This is a genomic window from Xenorhabdus sp. SGI240 (assembly GCF_040081915.1).
GTDB classification, from domain to species: domain Bacteria; phylum Pseudomonadota; class Gammaproteobacteria; order Enterobacterales; family Enterobacteriaceae; genus Xenorhabdus; species Xenorhabdus bakwenae.
In genome coordinates this window covers 24,619-48,106 of the sequence record NZ_JBEBMB010000015.1, presented here as the reverse complement: position 1 = coordinate 48,106, position 23,488 = coordinate 24,619, and the positions used below count along the sequence as shown (strand labels likewise).

At 45.8% G+C, this 23,488-nt stretch carries 15 protein-coding genes and 1 pseudogene; 12 read left to right on the top strand and 4 right to left on the bottom strand.

From position 1 onward, the window contains the following. The 9 genes and pseudogenes from tuf to rpoC all read left to right on the top strand — a co-directional run. Window positions 1-154 (top strand): annotated as a pseudogene (tuf, locus tag ABLA76_RS04430) (elongation factor Tu); the annotation flags it as partial. 336 nt (window positions 155-490) lie between these two features. Next, entirely contained in the window at window positions 491-874 is a 384-nt protein-coding gene (gene secE / locus ABLA76_RS04425; protein WP_047770769.1) for a preprotein translocase subunit SecE, read from the top strand. 2 nt (window positions 875-876) lie between these two features. Continuing rightward, window positions 877-1,422, top strand: a complete 546-nt coding sequence (gene nusG / locus ABLA76_RS04420) for a transcription termination/antitermination protein NusG (protein WP_047770770.1) — start codon at window positions 877-879, stop codon at window positions 1,420-1,422. Between the two features lie 215 nt (window positions 1,423-1,637). Beyond that, entirely contained in the window at window positions 1,638-2,066 is a 429-nt protein-coding gene (gene rplK, locus ABLA76_RS04415) for a 50S ribosomal protein L11 (protein ID WP_038260747.1), read from the top strand. A 3-nt stretch (window positions 2,067-2,069) separates the two neighbouring features. Next, window positions 2,070-2,771 (top strand): 50S ribosomal protein L1, encoded by a 702-nt coding sequence (rplA, locus tag ABLA76_RS04410; RefSeq protein ID WP_348987009.1) that lies wholly within the window; start codon window positions 2,070-2,072, stop codon window positions 2,769-2,771. Window positions 2,772-3,107: 336 nt separating this feature from the next. Further along, on the top strand, window positions 3,108-3,605 hold the full coding sequence (gene rplJ, locus ABLA76_RS04405; RefSeq protein WP_047770772.1) for a 50S ribosomal protein L10: 498 nt from the start codon (window positions 3,108-3,110) through the stop codon (window positions 3,603-3,605). A 63-nt stretch (window positions 3,606-3,668) separates the two neighbouring features. Then, complete coding sequence (gene rplL / locus ABLA76_RS04400) at window positions 3,669-4,034, top strand: 50S ribosomal protein L7/L12 (RefSeq protein ID WP_047770773.1); 366 nt, start codon at window positions 3,669-3,671, stop codon at window positions 4,032-4,034. A 381-nt stretch (window positions 4,035-4,415) separates the two neighbouring features. Beyond that, on the top strand, window positions 4,416-8,444 hold the full coding sequence (rpoB, locus tag ABLA76_RS04395; protein WP_348987008.1) for a DNA-directed RNA polymerase subunit beta: 4,029 nt from the start codon (window positions 4,416-4,418) through the stop codon (window positions 8,442-8,444). Between the two features lie 161 nt (window positions 8,445-8,605). Next, on the top strand, window positions 8,606-12,838 hold the full coding sequence (rpoC, locus tag ABLA76_RS04390; protein WP_348987007.1) for a DNA-directed RNA polymerase subunit beta': 4,233 nt from the start codon (window positions 8,606-8,608) through the stop codon (window positions 12,836-12,838). A 773-nt stretch (window positions 12,839-13,611) separates the two neighbouring features. Here rpoC and malM read toward each other — a convergent pair. Genes malM through malK form a run of 3 tightly spaced genes read right to left on the bottom strand, consistent with a single transcriptional unit; the run spans window position 13,612 to window position 16,971 of the window. After that, window positions 13,612-14,568: a maltose operon protein MalM gene (gene malM / locus ABLA76_RS04385; RefSeq protein ID WP_348987006.1), complete on the bottom strand. Its 957-nt coding sequence runs from the start codon at window positions 14,566-14,568 to the stop codon at window positions 13,612-13,614. Then, window positions 14,568-15,827 (bottom strand): maltoporin, encoded by a 1,260-nt coding sequence (locus tag ABLA76_RS04380; protein WP_348987005.1) that lies wholly within the window; start codon window positions 15,825-15,827, stop codon window positions 14,568-14,570. Before ABLA76_RS04380 ends, malM begins: the two co-directional genes overlap by 1 nt. Window positions 15,828-15,861: 34 nt before the next feature. Further along, window positions 15,862-16,971 carry a maltose/maltodextrin ABC transporter ATP-binding protein MalK gene (malK, locus tag ABLA76_RS04375; RefSeq protein ID WP_348987004.1) on the bottom strand — a complete coding sequence of 370 codons (1,110 nt, stop codon included), beginning with the start codon at window positions 16,969-16,971 and terminating at the stop codon, window positions 15,862-15,864. A 427-nt stretch (window positions 16,972-17,398) separates the two neighbouring features. On the opposite strand from malK, the gene malE reads away from it, so the two are divergent. The 3 genes from malE (at window position 17,399) to malG (ending at window position 21,147) form a co-directional block, all read left to right on the top strand. After that, on the top strand, window positions 17,399-18,598 hold the full coding sequence (gene malE / locus ABLA76_RS04370) for a maltose/maltodextrin ABC transporter substrate-binding protein MalE (protein WP_348987003.1): 1,200 nt from the start codon (window positions 17,399-17,401) through the stop codon (window positions 18,596-18,598). Window positions 18,599-18,687: 89 nt separating this feature from the next. Then, entirely contained in the window at window positions 18,688-20,244 is a 1,557-nt protein-coding gene (gene malF / locus ABLA76_RS04365; RefSeq protein ID WP_348987002.1) for a maltose ABC transporter permease MalF, read from the top strand. Window positions 20,245-20,256: 12 nt separating this feature from the next. Continuing rightward, on the top strand, window positions 20,257-21,147 hold the full coding sequence (gene malG, locus ABLA76_RS04360) for a maltose ABC transporter permease MalG (protein ID WP_348987001.1): 891 nt from the start codon (window positions 20,257-20,259) through the stop codon (window positions 21,145-21,147). A gap of 190 nt (window positions 21,148-21,337) precedes the next feature. On the opposite strand, the gene malQ is transcribed toward malG, so the two are convergent. Next, window positions 21,338-23,482, bottom strand: a complete 2,145-nt coding sequence (gene malQ / locus ABLA76_RS04355) for a 4-alpha-glucanotransferase (RefSeq protein ID WP_348987000.1) — start codon at window positions 23,480-23,482, stop codon at window positions 21,338-21,340. Between the last annotated feature and the right edge of the window lie 6 nt (window positions 23,483-23,488).

Genomic DNA, 23,488 nt, shown 5'->3' with positions numbered 1-23,488 from the left:
GCCAGAAGGCGTAGAGATGGTCATGCCAGGTGACAACATCAACATGGTAGTTAACCTGATTGCCCCAATCGCAATGGACGAAGGTCTGCGTTTCGCCATCCGTGAAGGTGGCCGTACTGTAGGTGCCGGTGTTGTTGCTAAAGTGATCGCATAATTTTTTTAATGTGTTCATTTTAGAAGGGCATCGATAGATGCCCTTTTTATACGTTGTCTTAAGAAGAACCTATCTCATCAATAGTTGTTCATTATTGGGCAATTAATAGCAGATAAATTGCTGTTTGATTGCTATTCTTAATTATTGGTGAGATAGGCTCTGATACAACGGATGGGCTTAAATATCATTAAGATACAAAAGTCCTGCTGAATTTTGGTGCCGAGTCAGATACAATTACAATTATCTTTGGGTTCGGTCTGATTTGTTTTGCTCTTGCGAGGCAAGCTGGCTATCTATTTACATCATAGTTACTTACATATAGTTACAGGTTGGTTTATGAGTGCGAATAGCGATGCTCAAGAAAGCGGGCGTGGTCTTGATATAGCAAAGTGGCTATTGGTGGCGATGCTACTGGTGGTTGCTATTGTGGGTAATTACTATTACCGAGAGTATAACCTGCCTCTGCGCGCGATAGCCGTGGTTGCTATTGTGGCCCTTGCAGGAGCAGTTGCATTGTGGACTGTAAAAGGTAAAGCTGCGTTAGCATTTGCCCGTGAAGCCCGCATTGAAATGCGTAAAGTCATTTGGCCAACTCGCCAGGAAGCACTGCATACGACTTTGATTGTTGCAGCTGTGACGGCTGTCATGTCTCTTATTTTGTGGGGGCTTGATGGTATTCTGGTGCGTTTAGTTTCATTTATTACAGGCCTGAGGTTTTAAAAATGTCTGAATCCCCAAAAAAGCGTTGGTATGTCATCCAGGCATTTTCTGGGTTTGAAGGTCGCGTCGCTCAATCTCTGCGTGAACATATCAAATTACAAGAGATGGAAGATTTTTTTGGCGAAGTGATGGTGCCGACAGAAGAAGTTGTTGAGATCCGTAGTGGTCAGCGCCGTAAAAGCGAGCGTAAATTCTTCCCTGGCTATGTCCTGGTACAGATGGTAATGAACGATGCGACTTGGCATTTGGTTCGTAGTGTACCTCGCGTAATGGGTTTTATCGGTGGCACCTCTGACCGCCCAGCACCAATCAGCGATAAAGAAGTTGATGCGATCATGAATCGTCTTCAACAGGTTGGTGATAAACCACGGCCAAAAACTCTGTTCGAACCAGGCGAAATGGTTCGAGTCAGTGATGGTCCGTTTGCAGACTTCAATGGTGTGGTGGAAGAAGTCGATTACGAGAAGAGCCGCTTGAAAGTCTCGGTTTCTATCTTTGGTCGTGCTACACCTGTTGAGCTGGATTTCAGCCAGGTAGAGAAAGCCTAATCTGGTGATTAAGTAAGCGCTTATGCTTGCAAAGGGTGTGAAATTAGCATATAATTTCGCGCCTTTTGTTTTTTATCCAGGCATCATTTTGAGATGATACTGAGATAATATTAGGTTAATTAAAGTTTTTAGTGACCTGGTCTTTAATAGACGGGGTTCAAATCGTCAGGGGAGCCTCATTTTGAGGCGATAAGACCCGCATAGAGGAAAAATAAATGGCTAAGAAAGTACAAGCCTACGTTAAGCTGCAAGTTGCAGCGGGTATGGCTAACCCAAGCCCACCAGTTGGTCCAGCTCTGGGTCAGCAGGGTGTTAACATCATGGAATTCTGTAAAGCGTTCAATGCTAAAACTGAAAGCATTGAAAAAGGCTTGCCAATTCCAGTTGTTATTACTGTTTACGCAGACCGTTCTTTCACTTTCGTTACCAAAACCCCACCAGCGGCTGTTCTGCTGAAGAAAGCAGCAGGCATCAAATCTGGTTCTGGCAAACCGAACAAAGAAAAAGTTGGTAAAGTAACCAGCGCTCAGATTCGTGAAATTGCTGAAACTAAAGCTGCGGACATGACTGGTGCTGACGTTGACGCGATGATGCGTTCAATCGAAGGTACTGCTCGTTCCATGGGCCTGGTAGTGGAGGGTTAATCAATGGCTAAACTGACTAAGCGCATGCGCACTATCCGTGAAAAAGTTGATGCAACTAAACAATATGACATCAACGAAGCTATTACTCTGCTGAAAGAATTGGCTACTGCTAAATTCGTAGAAAGCGTTGACATAGCTGTTAATCTTGGCATTGATGCTCGTAAATCTGACCAGAACGTTCGTGGTGCAACTGTACTGCCACACGGTACTGGCCGTTCAGTACGTGTTGCTGTATTTACTCAGGGTGCAAACGCTGAAGCGGCTAAAGCTGCTGGTGCTGAACTGGTAGGTATGGAAGATCTGGCTGAATTGGTTAAGAAAGGCGAGATGGACTTCGACGTTGTTATCGCATCTCCAGATGCAATGCGCGTTGTTGGCCAACTGGGTCAAATCCTGGGCCCACGTGGTCTGATGCCAAACCCGAAAGTGGGTACTGTAACGCCTAACGTTGCTGAAGCTGTACAAAACGCTAAAGCGGGTCAGGTTCGTTACCGTAACGACAAGAACGGTATCATCCACACGACTATCGGTAAAGTTGACTTCGAAGCTGACAAACTGAAAGAAAACCTGGAAACTCTGCTGGTTGCGCTGAAAAAAGCGAAACCATCTTCAGCTAAAGGTATTTACGTTAAGAAAGTTAGCCTGTCTACTACCATGGGTGCAGGTGTTGCGATCGACCAGTCTAGTCTGAACGCATCAGCTTAATGATTTAAGCTGAGAATAACGCTTTACCTTAGCGTCAGATTTGTCTAAAATCTGACGCTTCAAATTTGCCTGATCAGTGTGTTTTATCACACAGCCTTCGGAAAATAAGGCAGTATCGGCAAATAACAAGTTTTCGGTTGGAGCTTGGCCTGATCCAAGCCCCGTCCAAGACCGCAGGCGTAAGTAATTACTTAATATCCTGCGTAGACGGTGACAGAGCCAAATGAAATTTATTTTCTGGATTCTGCTCACCGTGTTTCAGCGCTCAGGCACAATTTGGTGTTTTGAGTGAAGTGAGTCCCGGGTTTGCCCGGTTAATCCAGGAGCAAGAAGCTAATGGCACTAAATCTTCAAGACAAACAAGCGATTGTTGCTGAAGTCAGCGAAGTAGCCAAAGGCGCGCTGTCTGCGGTTGTTGCGGATTCTCGCGGCGTTACCGTAGATAAAATGACTGAACTGCGTAAAGCAGGTCGCGAAGCTGGCGTTTATATGCGTGTTGTTCGTAACACTCTGATGCGCCGTGCTGTTGAAGGTACTGAGTTTGAGTGCCTGAAAGAAGCGTTTGTTGGTCCAACCTTGATTGCTTTTTCTAACGAACATCCGGGCGCAGCTGCTCGTTTGTTCAAAGATTTCGCGAAAGCGAACCCAGCATTCGAGATTAAAGCAGCAGCCTTTGAAGGTGAGTTTATCCCAGCGAGCAACATCGATCGTCTGGCAACACTCCCAACTTACGAAGAAGCAATCGCACGCCTGATGGCAACCATGAAAGAAGCCTCTGCAGGCAAACTGGTTCGCACTCTGGCTGCGCTACGCGATCAGAAAGAAGCTGCTTAATTGCTTATTTCCTTCGTTGCTTTTTAACGTATAAATTTTTTCTGAATTTTAGGAACACTTGTTATGTCTATCACTAAAGAACAAATTCTGGACGCAGTTGCAGAAATGTCTGTAATGGACGTTGTTGAACTGATCAGCATGATGGAAGAAAAATTCGGCGTTTCTGCTGCTGCAGCTGTAGCTGTAGTTGGTGGTGCTGCTGAAGTTGTTGAAGAAAAAACTGAATTCGACGTCATCCTGACTGGCGTTGGTGCTAACAAAGTTGCTGTAATCAAAGCAGTACGTGGCGCAACTGGCCTGGGTCTGAAAGAAGCGAAAGACCTGGTTGAAAGCGCACCAGCAGCACTGAAAGAAGGCATCAGCAAAGACGACGCTGAAGCTCTGAAAAAATCTCTGGAAGAAGCAGGTGCTTCTGTTGAGATCAAGTAAGATCTGTTTGAAGTTCGCAGCCTGATTTTATAAGGCTGGCGGCTGGCGATTTTTTAATCGCCAGCCTTTTTGCGCTGTAAGGGCATTGTCTGAAAGTCAGATTTGTCTGAAAGGCATCAATAGGGAATTAGTAGCATTTCACACTGTTTGGCTACTAATAAACCCAAAATACTTCATCCTATTGACGACTTAATATACTGCGTTCTCAGCTACTATCCACTCGGTAGCTCGGTAGTAAGGTAACGCAATGAAATGATGTAAGAGTAATAGTCATGAGTATTACGGAAAATATTCTGTTTTCTGTTCGAAAAAATAGTGTTGCAGCGTGCTGTCCTTAAGGGCGGACAGAGTGGGTCACTTATCAGCGAGCTGAGGAACCCTATGGTTTACTCCTATACCGAGAAAAAACGTATTCGTAAGGATTTTGGTAAACGTCCACAAGTGTTGGATGTTCCATACCTTCTTTCTATCCAACTTGACTCGTTCCAGAAGTTTATCGAGCAAGATCCTGAAGGCCAGAATGGACTGGAAGCGGCCTTCCGTTCAGTGTTTCCAATTCAGAGCTACAGCGGTAATTCAGAGCTGCAATATGTAAGCTACCGTCTTGGTGAACCTGTCTTTGATGTCAAAGAGTGTCAGATCCGTGGAGTGACTTTCTCCGCACCTCTGCGCGTTAAGCTGCGTCTGGTGATCTATGAGCGCGAAGCGCCAGAAGGCACAGTTAAAGACATCAAAGAACAAGAAGTCTACATGGGTGAAATTCCACTCATGACTGATAACGGGACTTTCGTTATCAACGGTACTGAGCGCGTTATTGTATCTCAGTTGCATCGTAGCCCAGGCGTTTTCTTTGATAGCGATAAGGGTAAAACCCATTCATCCGGTAAGGTACTGTATAATGCACGTATCATTCCTTACCGTGGTTCGTGGTTAGATTTCGAATTTGATCCAAAAGATAACCTGTTTGTGCGTATCGACCGCCGCCGTAAGTTGCCGGCTTCGATTATTCTGCGTGCGATGGGTTATTCCTCTGAAGACATCCTGAATCTGTTCTTCAAAAAAACCGTTTTCGAAATTCGCGACAATAAATTGCAGATGATCCTGGTTCCAGAGCGTCTGCGTGGCGAGACTGCTTCATTTGATATCGAAGCAAACGGCAAGGTTTATGTTGAAAAAGGCCGTCGTATCACAGCTCGTCATATCCGCCAGTTAGAAAAAGAGCAGGTAGACCGTATTGAGGTGCCTGTTGAATATATTGCGGGTAAAGTTGTAGCAAAAGATTACATCGACCAGAACACAGGTGAAGTCATCTGTACCGCTAACATGGAACTCTCTTTGGATCTACTGGCCCGTTTGAGTCAGTCTGGTTACAAATCTATCGAGACCCTGTTTACCAATGATCTGGACCACGGTGCTTATATTTCCGAAACCCTGCGTGTTGACCCAACCAATGATCGCCTGAGCGCACTGGTTGAAATCTATCGCATGATGCGTCCGGGTGAACCACCAACACGTGAAGCCGCAGAAAACCTGTTTGAGAACTTGTTCTTCTCTGAAGATCGTTATGATCTGTCGGCGGTTGGTCGTATGAAGTTCAACCGTTCGCTAGATCGTGAAGAGATTGAAGGTTCCGGTATCCTGAGCAAAGAAGACATCATTGACGTGATGAAGAAGCTCATCGATATCCGTAACGGTAAAGGTGAAGTCGACGATATCGACCACTTGGGCAACCGTCGTATCCGTTCCGTTGGTGAAATGGCTGAAAACCAGTTCCGCGTCGGCTTGGTTCGTGTAGAACGTGCAGTGAAAGAGCGTTTGTCTCTGGGCGATCTGGATACCCTGATGCCACAGGACATGATCAACGCCAAACCAATTTCTGCGGCGGTGAAAGAGTTCTTTGGTTCGAGCCAGCTGTCCCAGTTCATGGATCAGAACAACCCACTGTCTGAAATCACCCATAAACGCCGTATTTCTGCGTTGGGTCCAGGCGGTCTGACCCGTGAGCGTGCAGGCTTTGAAGTTCGAGATGTACACCCAACTCACTACGGTCGTGTATGTCCAATCGAAACGCCTGAAGGTCCAAACATCGGTTTGATTAACTCATTGTCCGTTTATGCGCGTACCAATGAGTATGGTTTCCTTGAAACGCCTTATCGCTTGGTTCGTGATGGCGTAGTGACTGATGAAATCCACTACTTGTCTGCAATCGAAGAAGGTAACTACGTTATTGCTCAGGCGAGCACCGTATTGGATGAAGAAGGCCATTTCGTTGAAGAATTGGTCACGTGCCGTCATTACGATGAATCCAGCTTGTTCAACCGTGATCAGGTTCAGTACATGGACGTTTCGACACAACAGATTGTGTCCGTCGGTGCTTCTCTGATCCCATTCCTTGAACACGATGACGCCAACCGTGCATTGATGGGTGCGAACATGCAACGTCAGGCGGTTCCAACTCTGCGCGCTGATAAGCCGCTGGTCGGAACAGGTATGGAACGTGCGGTAGCGGTTGACTCCGGTGTAACCTCAGTAGCTAAACGCGGCGGTGTGGTTCAGTACGTTGACGCATCCCGTATTGTTATCAAGGTTAACGAAGATGAAATGTACGCAGGTGAAGCGGGCATTGATATCTATAACCTGACCAAATATACCCGCTCAAACCAAAACACGTGTATCAACCAGACACCATGTGTTTCTTTGGGTGAATTGGTAGAACGCGGTGACGTACTGGCTGATGGTCCATCCACTGACTTGGGTGAACTGGCACTGGGTCAGAACATGCGTGTGGCGTTCATGCCTTGGAATGGTTATAACTTCGAAGACTCCATCCTCGTCTCTGAGCGTGTTGTTCAGGAAGACCGTTTCACCACTATTCACATTCAGGAACTGGCTTGTGTGTCTCGTGACACTAAACTGGGACCTGAAGAGATTACGGCTGACATCCCTAACGTGGGTGAAGCTGCACTGTCTAAACTGGACGAATCCGGTATCGTTTATATCGGTGCGGAAGTGAAAGGCGGCGACATTCTGGTTGGTAAGGTGACACCAAAAGGTGAAACTCAGCTAACTCCAGAAGAAAAACTGTTGCGTGCGATCTTCGGTGAGAAAGCGTCTGATGTGAAAGACTCCTCACTGCGCGTACCAAATGGTGTTTCTGGTACTGTTATCGACGTACAAGTCTTTACCCGTGATGGTGTAGAGAAAGACAAGCGTGCGTTGGAAATCGAAGAGATGCAGTTGCGTGAGGCTAAGAAAGACCTGACAGAAGAACTGCAAATTTTCGAAGCTGGCCTGTTTGCACGTATTCACTCTGTACTGGTTGCCGGTGGTGTTGAAGCGGAAAAACTCAGCAAACTTCCTCGTGGGCGTTGGCTGGAACTGGGCCTGGCTGATGAAGAAAAACAAAATCAGCTAGAGCAGTTGGCAGAACAGTACGACGAACTGAAAGTAGAGTTCGAGAAAAAACTGGATGCTAAACGCCGTAAGATCACTCAGGGCGACGATCTGGCACCGGGCGTACTGAAAATTGTCAAAGTGTATCTGGCTGTGAAACGTCAGATCCAGCCTGGTGACAAGATGGCAGGTCGTCACGGTAACAAAGGTGTTATCTCCAAGATCAACCCGATCGAAGACATGCCTTACGATGAAAACGGCACACCAGTGGACATCGTACTGAACCCGCTGGGCGTACCATCACGTATGAACATCGGTCAGATTCTGGAAACTCACCTGGGTATGGCGGCAAAAGGCATTGGTGACAAGATCAATGCAATGCTGAAACAGCAGCAGGAAGTTGCCAAACTGCGTGAATTTATCCAGAAAGCTTATGATCTGGGTGATGATACCCGTCAGAAAGTTGACTTGGGCACCTTCACTGATGAAGAAGTGATGCGTCTGGCAGAAAACTTGAAAAAAGGTATGCCTATCGCAACGCCGGTCTTTGATGGTGCAAAAGAGACCGAAATCAAAGAGTTGTTGAAACTGAGTGGCTTGCCGACTTCCGGTCAAATCACGCTGTTCGACGGCCGTACAGGTGAACAATTCGAGCGTCAGGTAACCGTTGGTTACATGTACATGCTGAAACTGAACCACTTGGTTGATGACAAGATGCACGCCCGTTCTACCGGTTCTTACAGTCTGGTGACTCAGCAGCCGCTGGGTGGTAAGGCACAGTTCGGTGGACAGCGCTTCGGTGAGATGGAAGTTTGGGCATTGGAAGCATACGGTGCGGCGTACACCCTGCAAGAAATGCTCACCGTTAAATCCGACGATGTTAACGGTCGAACCAAGATGTATAAAAACATCGTGGATGGTAACCACCAGATGGAACCAGGCATGCCGGAATCTTTCAACGTATTGCTGAAAGAAATCCGTTCGTTGGGTATCAACATCGAGCTGGAAGACGAATAAATCGTTTTCCCGCTGGTACTGCCCGGCCGTATGTTGAAACATAAGAATGTCGGGCAGTTTACCCGCCAGAGGTTGCACTGGTCCCAGTGGTTATACTGGTTATAGAGGGGAGTGGCATGGGCCACTCACCTAACAGGTCTAACTCCGACAGGAGCCATTTCGTGAAAGACTTATTGAAGTTTCTGAAAGCGCAAACTAAGACCGAAGAGTTTGATGCGATCAAAATTGCTCTGGCCTCTCCAGATATGATCCGTTCGTGGTCATTCGGGGAAGTAAAAAAGCCGGAAACTATTAACTACCGTACGTTCAAGCCTGAGCGTGACGGTCTTTTCTGTGCGCGTATTTTCGGGCCAGTAAAAGATTACGAATGCTTGTGTGGTAAATACAAGCGTTTGAAACACCGTGGTGTGATTTGTGAGAAATGTGGCGTTGAAGTAACCCAGACTAAAGTTCGTCGTGATCGTATGGGTCACATTGAGCTGGCATCTCCAACCGCTCACATCTGGTTCCTGAAATCTCTGCCATCCCGCATCGGTTTATTGCTGGATATGCCTCTGCGCGATATTGAACGCGTACTATACTTCGAATCCTATGTGGTTGTTGAAGGGGGGATGACCAATCTTGAGCGTAGCCAAATCCTGACTGAAGAACAGTATCTGGATGCACTGGAAGAGTTCGGTGATGAATTTGACGCCAAAATGGGTGCAGAAGCAATCCAGGCCTTGCTGAAAAGCATCGATCTGGAAAACGAATGCGAAACCTTGCGCGAAGAGCTGAATGAAACCAACTCTGAAACCAAGCGTAAGAAGCTGACCAAGCGTATTAAACTGCTGGAAGCGTTCATTCAGTCTGGCAACAAACCAGAGTGGATGGTTCTGACCGTTCTGCCAGTTCTGCCACCGGATTTGCGTCCACTGGTTCCACTGGATGGCGGTCGTTTCGCAACTTCAGACCTGAACGATCTGTATCGTCGCGTTATTAACCGTAACAACCGTTTGAAGCGCCTGTTGGATCTGGCTGCACCAGATATCATCGTACGTAACGAAAAACGTATGTTGCAGGAAGCGGTGGATGCGCTGCTGGACAATGGTCGTCGCGGTCGTGCGATTACCGGTTCTAACAAACGCCCTCTGAAATCCCTGGCAGACATGATCAAGGGTAAACAGGGTCGTTTCCGTCAGAACTTGCTGGGTAAACGTGTTGACTATTCAGGCCGTTCCGTCATTACCGTAGGTCCATACCTGCGTCTGCATCAGTGTGGTCTTCCTAAGAAGATGGCACTGGAACTGTTCAAGCCATTTATTTACGGCAAACTGGAACTGCGTGGCCTGGCGACGACTATCAAAGCCGCCAAGAAAATGGTTGAGCGTGAAGAAGCTGTGGTATGGGATATCCTGGATGAAGTCATCCGTGAGCACCCTGTTCTGCTGAACCGTGCACCAACCCTTCACCGTTTGGGTATTCAGGCATTTGAACCCGTTCTGATCGAAGGTAAAGCTATTCAGTTGCACCCACTCGTGTGTGCGGCATATAACGCCGACTTCGACGGTGACCAGATGGCTGTTCACGTACCGTTGACACTGGAAGCTCAGTTGGAAGCGCGTGCGTTGATGATGTCTACCAACAACATCCTGTCTCCAGCGAGCGGTGAACCCATCATCGTTCCATCTCAGGACGTTGTATTGGGTCTGTACTACATGACCCGTGACTGTGTTAACGCGAAAGGCGAAGGCATGGTTTTGACCGGCCCTAAAGAAGCAGAGCGCGTATACCGCGCAGGTCTGGCTTCTCTGCATGCCCGTGTCAAAGTGCGTATCACTGAAGAAGTGAGAGATGGCGAAGGTAATGTCACCACCAATACTGGGTTGGTTGACACCACTATCGGTCGTGCCATTCTGTGGATGATCGTACCAAGAGGCCTGCCTTACTCACTGATTAACCAGCCACTGGGTAAAAAAGCTATCTCTAAGATGCTGAATACCTGTTACCGCATACTGGGTCTGAAACCAACCGTTATTTTGGCTGACCAGACCATGTATACCGGTTTTGCTTACGCTGCCCGTTCAGGGGTATCCGTAGGTATTGATGACATGGTTATTCCTGAGAAGAAAGAAGGCATCATCGCGGAAGCTGAAGCGGAAGTGGCCGAAATTCAGGAACAGTTCCAGTCAGGTCTGGTAACGGCTGGCGAACGCTATAACAAAGTTATCGATATCTGGGCTGCGGCGAACGAACGTGTTGCTAAAGCGATGATGGAAAACCTGTCTTCTGAAACAGTGATTAACCGTAACGGTGAAGAAGAACAACAGGTTTCTTTCAACAACATCTTTATGATGGCCGACTCCGGTGCGCGTGGTTCTGCGGCTCAGATCCGTCAGTTGGCGGGGATGCGTGGTCTGATGGCAACGCCAGATGGTTCCATCATCGAAACCCCAATTACCGCGAACTTCCGTGAAGGTCTGAACGTACTTCAGTACTTCATCTCAACCCACGGTGCTCGTAAAGGTCTTGCGGATACCGCATTGAAAACGGCGAACTCCGGTTACCTGACCCGCCGTCTGGTTGATGTTGCCCAAGACTTGGTAGTGACTGAAGATGACTGTGGTACTCACGATGGCATCCTGATGACTCCAGTTATCGAAGGTGGTGATGTTAAAGAGCCACTGCGTGAGCGTGTATTGGGTCGTGTGGCGGCGGAAGACATCCTGAAACCAGGTACAGGTACAGCGGATATTCTGGTTCCACGTAACACGTTGCTGAATGAAAAATGGTGTGATCTGTTAGAAGAGAACTCCGTTGACAGCGTGAAAGTACGCTCCGTAGTAAGTTGTGAAACTGACTTTGGTGTTTGTGCGAACTGTTACGGTCGTGACCTTGCTCGTGGTCACCTGATCAACAAAGGTGAAGCGATCGGTGTTATCGCGGCACAGTCAATCGGTGAACCAGGTACACAGTTGACGATGCGTACGTTCCACATCGGTGGTGCGGCATCTCGTGCGGCAGCAGAATCCAGTATTCAGGTACGTAACAAAGGTCATCTGAAACTGATCAACGCGAAATTCGTGACGAACTCAGCAAGCAAACTGGTTATTACCTCTCGTAATACCGAATTGCGCCTGATCGACGATTTCGGTCGTACCAAAGAGAGCTATAAAGTCCCTTACGGCTCGGTATTGACCAAAGGTGATGGTGAGACAGTAACCGGCGGTGAAACCGTTGCGAACTGGGACCCACACACTATGCCAATCGTGAGTGAAGTATCCGGTATTATCCAGTTCTACGACATGGTTGATGGTCAAACCATTACCCGTCAGACGGATGAGCTGACCGGACTGTCTTCACTGGTGGTTCTGGATAGCGCAGAGCGTACCGGTAGTGGTAAAGACCTGCGTCCGGCACTGAAAATCGTAGACGCCCAGGGTAACGACGTTCTGATCCTAGGTACAGATATGCCTGCTCAGTACTTCCTGCCGGGTAAAGCGATCGTTCAGCTGGAAGATGGTATGTCCATCTCTGCGGGTGATACATTGGCGCGTATTCCTCAGGAATCTGGGGGTACTAAAGATATCACCGGTGGTCTGCCACGTGTTGCGGACCTGTTCGAAGCTCGTCGTCCGAAAGAGCCTGCTATCCTGGCAGAAATCAGCGGTATCGTTTCTTTCGGTAAAGAAACCAAAGGCAAGCGCCGTCTGGTCATTACTCCGTTGGTTGGTGATGAACCTTACGAAGAGATGATCCCTAAATGGCGTCAGCTCAACGTGTTCGAAGGTGAGGTTGTTGAACGTGGTGACGTGATCTCCGATGGCCCAGAATCTCCACATGACATTCTGCGCCTGCGTGGTGTTCACGCGGTTGCTCGTTACATCACTAACGAAGTACAGGAAGTTTACCGTCTGCAAGGCGTTAAGATTAACGATAAACACATTGAAGTTATCGTTCGTCAGATGCTGCGTAAAGCAACTATTGCGAATGCGGGTAGCTCCGAATTCCTTGAAGGTGAGCAGGTTGAATACGCACGCGTTAAGGTTTCGAACCGCAAACTGGAGCAGGATGGCAAAGTACCCGCTCTCTTCCATCGTGACCTGTTGGGTATCACCAAGGCATCATTGGCAACAGAATCCTTCATCTCTGCGGCATCGTTCCAGGAAACAACCCGCGTTCTGACTGAGGCCGCTGTTGCAGGTAAACGTGATGAACTGCGTGGCCTGAAAGAGAACGTCATCGTTGGTCGTCTGATCCCTGCGGGTACAGGTTATGCTTACCATCAGGATCGCATCCGTCGTCGTCAAGAAAACGATGTGGTTGAAGCGCCACAATTTAGCGTTGACGAAGCCTCTGCAAATCTTGCTGAGTTGTTGAATGCAGGTTTTGGTAGCAGCAGCGATAACGAATAATCGCGATGCGTAGCATACCTATAGCTAAATATAGATATAGCTAATCGTGAAAATGCCCTCTCTGGTAGAGGGCATTTTTTATTGGATGGAAAATTGAAATGAGACGAATTGTTTATATTATTGCAATGGCTTGCTTGGCGCTGTTGATCTGTTTTTCCAATTCGGCTTTATCGTAATATCACGATAATTGAATGTAGGATGTAAAATCATTTAATTTATAAATAGCAAGAGAATACTCTAATATGATATTTTTTACTGAGGATAGATGTGATGGATTTCCTGGGAATAATATTGGAAGTTTTTTATAACATTATAAAGTGCATTATCAGGTTTTTTGCATGGATATTTAAGGTTGCCATGAAGGAAGCTGTTGTTTCATTACTTTCCATAGGGATTTTATTCTGCATTATATTTTCATTAATAATTCCTAGGTTGATTTTGGGTGTTTTACTGTTACTAATGTTTATATGTTTGTTTTATAAATTCTGTGTAAAAATAAAGGATTATCTGAATAAGAAAGGGTTTATGGATTACTTTAAGTAAATATGATGTTAGTAATGCTATGCAATGAAAATTCATCTGATAAGGATAATGAACTAGTATACCAATCCAACTTCAAGATGCGTGTTATATTTCCCTGCGCAGCGGGGAAATATAAGGCCTCGCGTCGTCTTGTGGATTGCAACTTGAAGTTTATCGCGTATATCTTTTAAGAGCCTATTCCCTTAGGCTCTTAAGTTAAATATCTCGCTATAATGATTTGATGAATAAATTTATTTTTTGTATTTTATCGTCTTGATAAAAGTATCCCGTGCAGTTGGAGACCCAAGTCGTTCTGCTTCATCTAATAGTTTCAATGCCTTATCAACATCATCATGGTTAATAGCTCTTTTGATAGCGTCATTGAAATACCGTTCGGTGTCGTTCAGTACAGGTTTAACTACTGGGGCAGTAGTTTGTGGTACATCGGCCGGGGTTGTTCTTACCGGTGATGTAAATACTGTTTGTGTAGAACCAACTGTGATCGGTTTAGGTGCAGGTGGAGAAAATACCTGGCCTATCAGAACGTTGCCTGCATTGCTTTCTGATTGTACTTTTAACGTTAATGTACCTGTTGCTGTATGGCGAGCGATCGGATCTGGAATATCTGGCACAGAATTACCGACACCTTTAGCATAAGCTTTAGCAGGATCGACCATTTGTGTCGAAGTTTGTAAATCAGAACGGGTGGTATAAATCAGCAAATAAATTCGTTGTTGTCCCAATGCCGGTGTCAGCTTTAACACACCCTCAAGTCTATCGGTGGACATAATACTCGGTTGTTGATAGCGGAAGTAGTGGCTTGGATAGAAAGCCGCAGGGTGGAGTTGTTCATCAAAGACTAAAACATTCGGTGAGTATACTTGCTTGTCTTTTATCAGACTGTTCAGAGTGATTTCCAATGAACCCTGATTGGCCGGTAAAGCAAATGTGGCTACCGCACCTTGGATATGACCATCATTAAGCTGCTGTGATGCGCTATCAAGAATAAAAGTCTGTGTACTATGAGTATTAATGGGCTGCCACTGTAATTTCTGCAAGGTTGGCAAAGATAACGTTGGGGCAGAGTTGGTTGTCTCTATGCCTGATTTTGTTGTGTCAGACAGTGCAGTATCTGATGTAGCATAACTCGCCGGAATTAAGTTGCAGAGCAGGGCACTGAGACAAAGTGAGAGTAATTGCTTTTTCATTACCACCAAGCCTCAAATTGGGCACCAAATGTAAACTCATCGCTGTTCCCACGACTGAATTGATGTGCTGCTGTATCTTTGGCGGCAATGCTGTCGTCATAACCCCATTTTTCATTCCATTTGGAGTAAGAAGTAAATAAACGGATAGCCGGGCGTGACCAGATGCTGTCACCCGCTTGCCACTGTTGAGCCAGAGTGACCTTGAACTGGTTATTGTTTTCCTTAGTGCGTTGTGATTTCACGTGGTCATAACCCACCTCCATTAAGGTACTCATTATCGGAGTCCACTTATACATTGGGCGAACACCCACGGTGTACCATGTGTTGCCATTGTTATTGTCGAGGTCAATGTCTTGATACATGGCGGCATACATGAGATCCCATTTCTTGGTGATACTAATGGCTCCATGATTCAGGATGCGCAGCATATGCCCGTCATTATTCACATTAGCACCTTCGGCACGCCCATTACCGCTGGAAGTCATGGCATCAGTTGCGTACTGTAAGACAAATTTGTTGAAACCACCTAACAGGCTTTGGGTATGTTCGGCAGTCAGCATCACACCATCTTTGGATGCTTGCTTATCAAGCTGGTATCCCTTACGTGTATTAGCACGCCCATAATCGATACCAAATTCTAGTGTGCCACCGGCATTGACAGGTAAGTTGGCTAACCGTATATCAAAAATGTCATTTGAAGTATTTGGGGCCTCCGTGCGGTTATTATTAATCCACCCGTATGAACCGCCTGCTTCTGTATTACGGGTCACCGCGAAGGAAAGCTTACCAAACCCAAGGTCAATATTTTCCAATCCTGCGCCAGGACCGGAAATATCCCAGTAATAGAAGTCAATCATATGTACATCGTGACGCTGGTAGAAACGTTTACCCGCCCACAGTGTTGAACCAGGCAGCCAATCAATAATATTGGTTGCTTTCACGTTGACTTCACGAAAACCAGGGTTTGTATCTTCCCAGTCTTTTTGCTGACTGACGGAATAGGCTAAATTGGTATCAAAATAGAAACTTTTATTCCCTTCTTTCCATAACTCTTGCCCTAACTTAAGTTCGGCGTAGGTTTCACATTCGTTGCCGAGACGGTATTTACTTGCTGCACCAGTGGCTTTGGCACACTTTTGCTCACCGCCACTACCTGTCCAACCAATACCTGAACGGGCATAACCGTGGAAGTCAACAGCAAGGGCTTGCATCGAAAATAAACCGGTTAGCATAGCCAATGAGAGAGACAATATACGCATAATGATTCTCCTGTTATTTTTTATAGCCGCGGATCTAGATTCCGGGTTCTTTATGTAAACGCTGACATGCAGTTCCATCTTCACGGAAAAGATGACATCGGTGGGGAGCGAGTCCGATAGAGAAATCTGCACCTTCTTTAACGAGAACAATATCAGGTTGGCGGTAAACCAAATTTTGATGAATGGCAGGTATGCGGATGTGAATCTGAGTTTCGTTCCCCAGTTGTTCCACGATCTGTACTGTCCCCTCTAACGTAACATCGGCTACATCATTAGGCAAAAGATGCTCGGGGCGAATTCCCAAAGATACATTGCTACCGACAGTTAGCCCTTTGCTTTCAACTGGCAACCAGACTGGCTGACCGTTAGGCAGGATGATCTGTACCTGATCAACAGCAATCGCTGAGACTTTGACTGGCAGGAAATTCATTTTCGGTGAACCAATGAAACCTGCGACAAAGCGATTGGCAGGATAGTGATAAATTTCAAGTGGCTTACCGACCTGAGCTATATTGCCTCCATCCAGAACCACAATTTTATCTGCCAGAGTCATGGCTTCGGTTTGATCATGGGTTACATAGACCATTGTACGTTGTAGTCGTTTGTGTAGACGTGAAATTTCAATTCTCATCTGTACACGCAAAGCCGCATCCAGATTAGAAAGCGGTTCATCCAGCAGAAAGATATTGGGTTCAGCAACGAGAGTTCGGCCAATGGCGACTCGCTGGCGTTGGCCGCCGGACAGTGCCTTAGGACGGCGTTCCAGTAAATGGGCAAGCTGGAGGGTTTCTGCAACTTGTTGCACTCGTTTGTGGATATCGCTTTTTTTGACACCCGCCAGCTTCATGCCGAATGACATATTGTCTGCAACAGAAAGATGGGGATACAGTGCATAAGATTGAAAAACCATGCCGATGCTGCGTTTGGCGGGTGGAACATCATTCATTCGTTTTCCGTCTATCAGCAAATCACCGGACGTAACGTCTTCCAATCCTGCGATCATCCTTAGCAATGTCGATTTCCCACATCCCGATGGGCCGACAAATACGACGAATTCCCCTTCCTGAATATCAAGATTAAGATCTTTGGAGATGATAGTTTCACCATATGATTTAGATACATTGCGGAATGTGACGCTAGACATTTGTTCCCTCCCTCGGATTTGCCACCTCAGTTTTTTGTTCGTTTCCGATTCGTCTTCGTTTTCTATTTGTCGCAGCGAGAAACTTAATGAAAAACTGATGGCTGGATTGTGTATAAAATAACAGGCGCGAAAATCCTCCATCCCAGCATTTTTAGTGGTGGAGGAGCCAGGATGACGAGATTAATGCGATTGAGAAAGAAAGAAGAAAATTGTCAGGTAAGATGTGATTTAAATCGCAAAAAAGGATGCTGTCTTGATGTTAACGTTCTGATTTTAATTATTTTTGTAAGCTAGTTCACACTCATACGGTATGAGGCGTAGGACTGGGGAGGATGAGTCTTTTTTACATTGATTGCACACTGGTGACATTTTATCGCGATGTAACAAAGATAATTATCTTGAACTAACAAATGAAAAAGGCGGAATGATGACCAAGAAAATTTTAAAAGTGGGGACTCGTACCCTGATGCTTTCCGTTTTAACAACATGTGTATTGTCTGCTTCGGTTTTTGCAAAACCGGAAGAAGGAAAGTTGGTCATTTGGATCAATGGTGATAAAGGTTATAACGGACTGGCACAGGTTGGTGAGAAATTTGCAAAAGAAACGGGGATTCCTGTCACCGTTGAGCATCCTGACAAACTGGAAGAGAAATATACCCAGATTGCAGCCAGTGGAGATGGGCCGGATATTATTTTCTGGGCACATGATCGCTTTGGTGGCTATGCACAGTCAGGGTTAGTTGCTGAAATCACGCCTGATAAGTCATTTATTGATAAGCTATTTCCCTTTACATGGGATGCCGTTCGTTATGACGGAAAATTAGTAGGATACCCTGTCGCAGTTGAAGCCCTTTCTCTTATCTACAATAAAGACTTGATTAAATCTCCGCCTAAAACATGGGAAGAAATCCCTGCCTTGGATAATGAGCTGAAAAAGCAAAATAAAAGTGCACTGATGTTCAATTTGCAGGAACCGTATTTTACTTGGCCGCTGATTGCTGCTGATGGTGGATATGCCTACAAGGCAGAGAACGGTACTTATAATGTTAAAGACAGCGGAGTGAATAATACGGGTTCTAAAGCGGGGCTGAAATTTCTGGTTGATTTAGTCAAAAATAAACATCTCAATGCCGATATCGATTACTCCATCGCTGAAGCTGCCTTTAATAAAGGTAAAGCAGCAATGACGATTAATGGTCCTTGGGCATGGGCGAATGTCGATAAAAGTAAGATCAATTACGGTGTTACCCTATTACCAACCTTTAAAGGAAAACCCTCTAAACCTTTTGTTGGCATTTTAACTGCGGGAATTAATGCGGCCAGTCCTAATAAAGAGTTAGCCAAAGAATTTTTGGAAAATTATCTGCTTACCAATGAAGGGTTGGCAACGATGGACAAAGATAAACCACTGGGAGCGGTGGCTTTGAAATCCTATCAGGAGATCCTGGCGAAAGATCCACGTATTGCGGCCACGATGGCAAATGCCCAAAACGGCGAAATTATGCCGAATATTTCCCAAATGAGTAGTTTCTGGTACGCAATGCGTAGCGCTGTTCTTAACACGGTCAGTGGGCGTCAGACAATAGATGCTGCCCTTAATGATGCTGAAGCGAGAATGACAAAATAAACGAGTGACAGGCTCCTGAGTTTAAGGAGCCTTAGCTCTTATTGTGATGATGTTGGATAGTCACAATTGTTGGTAACAGGAAGTGCAAGATGTCAGCGACATTAGAAAAAACAGTATGGTGGCAGCATCCTGCCCTGAAATGGTTTGCTGTAGGTATTTGCCTACTTTTTACAGGTTATCTGGTTGTGCTGATGTATGCACAGGGAGAGTACCTGTTTGCTATGGTGACACTGGTATTACTGGGAAGCGGTATCTATGTTTTTTCTAACCGGAAAGCATATGTTTGGCGCTATACCTATCCTGGGATTGCTGGAATAGGGATATTTATACTGTTTCCGCTTATCTGCACGATTGCTATTGCTTTTACAAATTACAGCAATACCAACCAGTTAACTTTTGAACGTGCTCAAACGGTATTAATGAGTCGCCACTATCAGACAGGGGAACCATTTAATTTCAAACTCTATCCGGTATCTGAACAGTGGGTTTTGGCTTTGAGCGCTCCTGATAGCACCCACTTATTGGTATCTGAGCCTTTTTCTCTTGCGGGAACGGAAGAAATTATTCTGTCTCTTCATGAACAGGAGAAAAAACTTGAAGGCAATGCTGCGACATTGCGTACTATTACTCAATATCGGCAGGCATTGAATCAATTGGTAGTCGTTCTTCCTGATGGCAGTAAACTGAGAATGAGTTCCTTACGTCAGTTCTCTGCTATAAATCCTCTTTATTCCCTTGATGAAGATGGGATTACACTGACCGATAAACAAACTGGTATACGATACCAGCCGAATATGGATACAGGGTTCTACCAATCCATTAATATTGAAGGAGAATGGACTAAGGAAACGTTAAGTCCTGGATTTACGGTTTCTATTGGTTGGAAAAACTTCTTACGGGTGATACAGGATGAAGGTATCCAAAAACCTTTTCTGTCCATTTTTGTCTGGACAATGGTTTTCTCCCTGGCGACAGTGGTATTGACGGTTACCCTGGGGATGGCTCTCGCGTGCATTGTACAGTGGGAAGCGCTTAAGGGACGAGCGATTTACCGTGTACTGCTTATTTTACCTTATGCTGTTCCTTCGTTTATTTCCATTCTGATTTTCAAGGGATTGTTTAACCAGAGTTTTGGTGAAATTAATCTGGTGCTAAATGGGTTGTTTGGTTTTAAACCGGATTGGTTTACAGATCCGACATTGGCTCGAACCATGTTGATTATTGTAAATATGTGGTTGGGTTATCCCTATATGATGATTCTTTGCATGGGCTTGCTGAAATCTATCCCTGATGATCTTTATGAGGCATCAGCACTTGATGGCGCAGGGCCGTGGCAGAATTTCACCAAAATTACTTTTCCATTATTGATTAAGCCATTAACGCCGTTGATGATTGCCAGTTTTGCTTTTAATTTTAATAACTTTGTCCTGATTCAATTGCTAACCACGGGTAAACCTGATCATATTGGTACATCGACCCCAGCGGGTTATACCGATCTTTTAGTGAATTATACCTACCGTATCGCATTTGAAGGTGGTGGTGGGCAGGATTTTGGTCTGGCCGCAGCAATTGCAACATTGATCTTCTTATTGGTGGGTGCATTAGCCATCATCAATTTGAAAACTGCCCGCATGAAATTTGATTAAGGAGAAAAGAAGATGGCGATGGTACAACCCAAATCGCAACGATGGCGGGTATGGGGAACACATGTATTAATGCTGGCTTTTATTGCCACGATTTTGTTTCCTCTGCTGATGGTCATTGCTATTTCTTTGCGTCCGGGTAATTTTGCTACAGGCAACCTGATTCCAGACACCGTTTCATGGGAACACTGGAAGCTGGCACTTGGTTATAGCGTGGAGTCTGCTGATGGACACGTCATGCTTCCCCCATTTCCGGTCATGCAATGGCTTTGGAATTCTGTAAAGGTTGCCTTGATTACTGCCACTGGCATTGTGGCATTATCAACGACGTGTGCTTATGCATTTGCTCGAATGCGCTTTCGTGGAAAAAGTACCTTACTCAAAGCGATGTTGATTTTTCAAATGTTTCCGGCGGTACTTTCTTTGGTGGCACTATATGCCTTGTTTGATAGATTAGGAGAATATATTCCTTTCCTTGGTCTCAATACCCACGGTGGTGTGATTTTTGCCTATTTGGGCGGAATTGCTCTGCATGTATGGACGATAAAAGGTTATTTCGAAACGATAGATCGTTCTCTGGAAGAAGCGGCTATGTTGGATGGGGCGACATCGTGGCAAATTTTTCGTTTGATACTGTTGCCACTTTCTGTACCTATATTGGCTGTCGTATTTATTTTGTCGTTTATTGGCGTGATTACCGAAGTACCTGTTGCATCTCTATTATTACGTGATGTGGATAATTACACGCTGGCAGTGGGAATGCAGCAATATCTTCACCCACAGAACTATCTCTGGGGGGATTTTGCTGCTGCGGCTGTGCTTTCTGCTATCCCTATCACGGCGGTTTTCTTACTTGCCCAACGTTGGTTAGTCGGTGGGCTAACGTCGGGAGGCGTGAAAGGCTGATCCTCTCCCCCAATCATATTTATCTATATATGATTGGGGCGTTTTCTGGCTACTTGGCTACATATATACCAATCCAACTTCAAGATGCGTGTTATATTTCCCCGCGCAGCGGGGGAAATATAGGGCCTCGCGTCGTCTGGCGGATTGCAACTTGACGTTTATCGAGTATAGCTGTTAGCTCAGTAAGTTGTTAACCCTGTTTTCGGCACTCTCCGATTGTTTGTAACAAGTCATTGATATGAGCATCCACAAACATAGTTTCCAATGTTGCGGTAAGTTTTCGTCGCCAGTTGGGATATTCCTCTGTTGTGCCAGGAATATTAACGGGGCGTTCCATATCCAGCCAATCTTCAGGTTGTAATCCTAATAAGGCACAGGCGCTATGAGCTATATAGCGGTGTATGCTTTGATTTATAACATGTGACATCGGATATTCTGTTTGTTTCAGTGATGCCGTTCCCTGCAACGAGGAGAAGATATCTGTCTTGAGCGATTCTACTGATAAATAGCCGTGACGGTTTAAACTGGTTAATAACGCTTGCTTGCAGCGTTTACGTTCCGAATATAAATCAACAAGAAGAGTTTTATCGGGGTATAAACCGATATCTTCTCCTAAGGTTAAATCTTTATTTTGCCAGAATCCGCGTAAAGTAGGTAAGTCATGGGTAGTAATGGTTGCCATCGCTTGCTCGGGATATTCATCGGGAGAACGGTATTCACCTTGCTCATTGCGTTCGAAATAAAATACCTTATAGGAATAAACACCCCTGTCCCGTAACTTATCGACAATTTCTTCTGGCACAATACCTAAATCTTCGCCTATCACCAGGCAATGATTGCGCTGGCTTTCCAACGCCAATATTGCCAGCAGATCGTCAACCGGATAATGGACATAAACGCCTTTGTCGGCAGTTTCTCCTTGTGGTATCCACCAGAGTCTGAGCAGTGACATCACATGATCGATGCGTAATGCACCGCAATGACGCATATTGCTGCGCAATAATTCAATGAAAGGTTGATAGGCCTGAGTTTTTAATACATGGGGATTCATTGGCGGAAGTCCCCAATTTTGCCCCAATGGTCCCAGAATATCGGGGGGCGCTCCGACGGATGCTTTAGTGCAATAGATGCTTCGGTTACACCAGGTTTCTGAACCCCCTTGTGCAACACCAACGGCAAGATCACGGTAAATACCAATTGGCATGTGATGGGTTTGGCTGGTAGTGAAGCACTCAGCAAGCTGGGTATCAGCTACCCACTGTAGCCAAAGGAAAAACGCTATCTCCTGTGGATATGAATGGCAGAATGCCTTAACCGCGTCATTTTCTGGTTCACGGTATTCTTCCGGCCATACAGGCCAGCCCCAATAGACATTATTTTCCCCATATAACTTATGGTGTAGGGCATCATAAGCAGCTTGATAATAAAGATTTTTGCCTCCTTTGGTCACAAACTGTTGGAAAGCGATCTGTTGGGGATCATCGCCAGAGCGGCGCTTAAATTGCGGATAAGTCAGATGCAATGCAGCCATTTTTAGAGATATTACTGTGGTGTAATCAACCCATTCTGCCTGACGGGCTTGCTGGAGTTTGGATTGTGTTTCCGCTGAATGCCACCACTTTTGTGCTTCGGCGCTACAATTAAAGTCGTCTATCTGATTTACAGCAATATAGATGATATTGAGCCAGTGGCGGGAAGACGGACTGTAAGGGCTGGCGTTTTCAGGCATTGCCGGGTAGATGGCATGAAGAGGGTTCAGGCCAACAAAGGCACCACCACGCAGTGCCAGTTCTTGCAGCATATATTTCAGGTCGCCAAAATCACCAATTCCCCAGTTATTTTCTGATCTCAGGGTATAGAGCTGGACACAAGCCCCCCAAAGTTTTTCTCCACGTGTTATGGCATCGGGTTCGTAACAACGTTTAGGGGCAACAATAAGTTGTGTCGAGTATTGCCAAGCGCCAGTTTCTGGTTTCGCCTCCGATATCAAGTTCAGCGTGTGGTATCCCAGGGGGAGATTGGCAGGCAACGTGAGCTGATGTTGGCAGTAACCCTGAAATATCTGCCCTTGTTCAGTGTGTATCTGCCACTGGTAATTATTTGTATCCTCCAGAGGCAGGATTATTCTTTGTTCCTGAATAACCACCTTAACATTAGGTAAGGGGGAAGCGCGTAAATGAGAAACCGGCCTCCCGACCGGTATATCTGTACTCATGGTTTCCAATATCCGATACCTGATTTCAGCAGGGATCGCCTGAGGTTTCCCATAGGCATTAATATATTCGCTGACAATGCCGGCCTCAGTTGCCAAATCATTGAGGCATTTTTTTTCCATACAAAA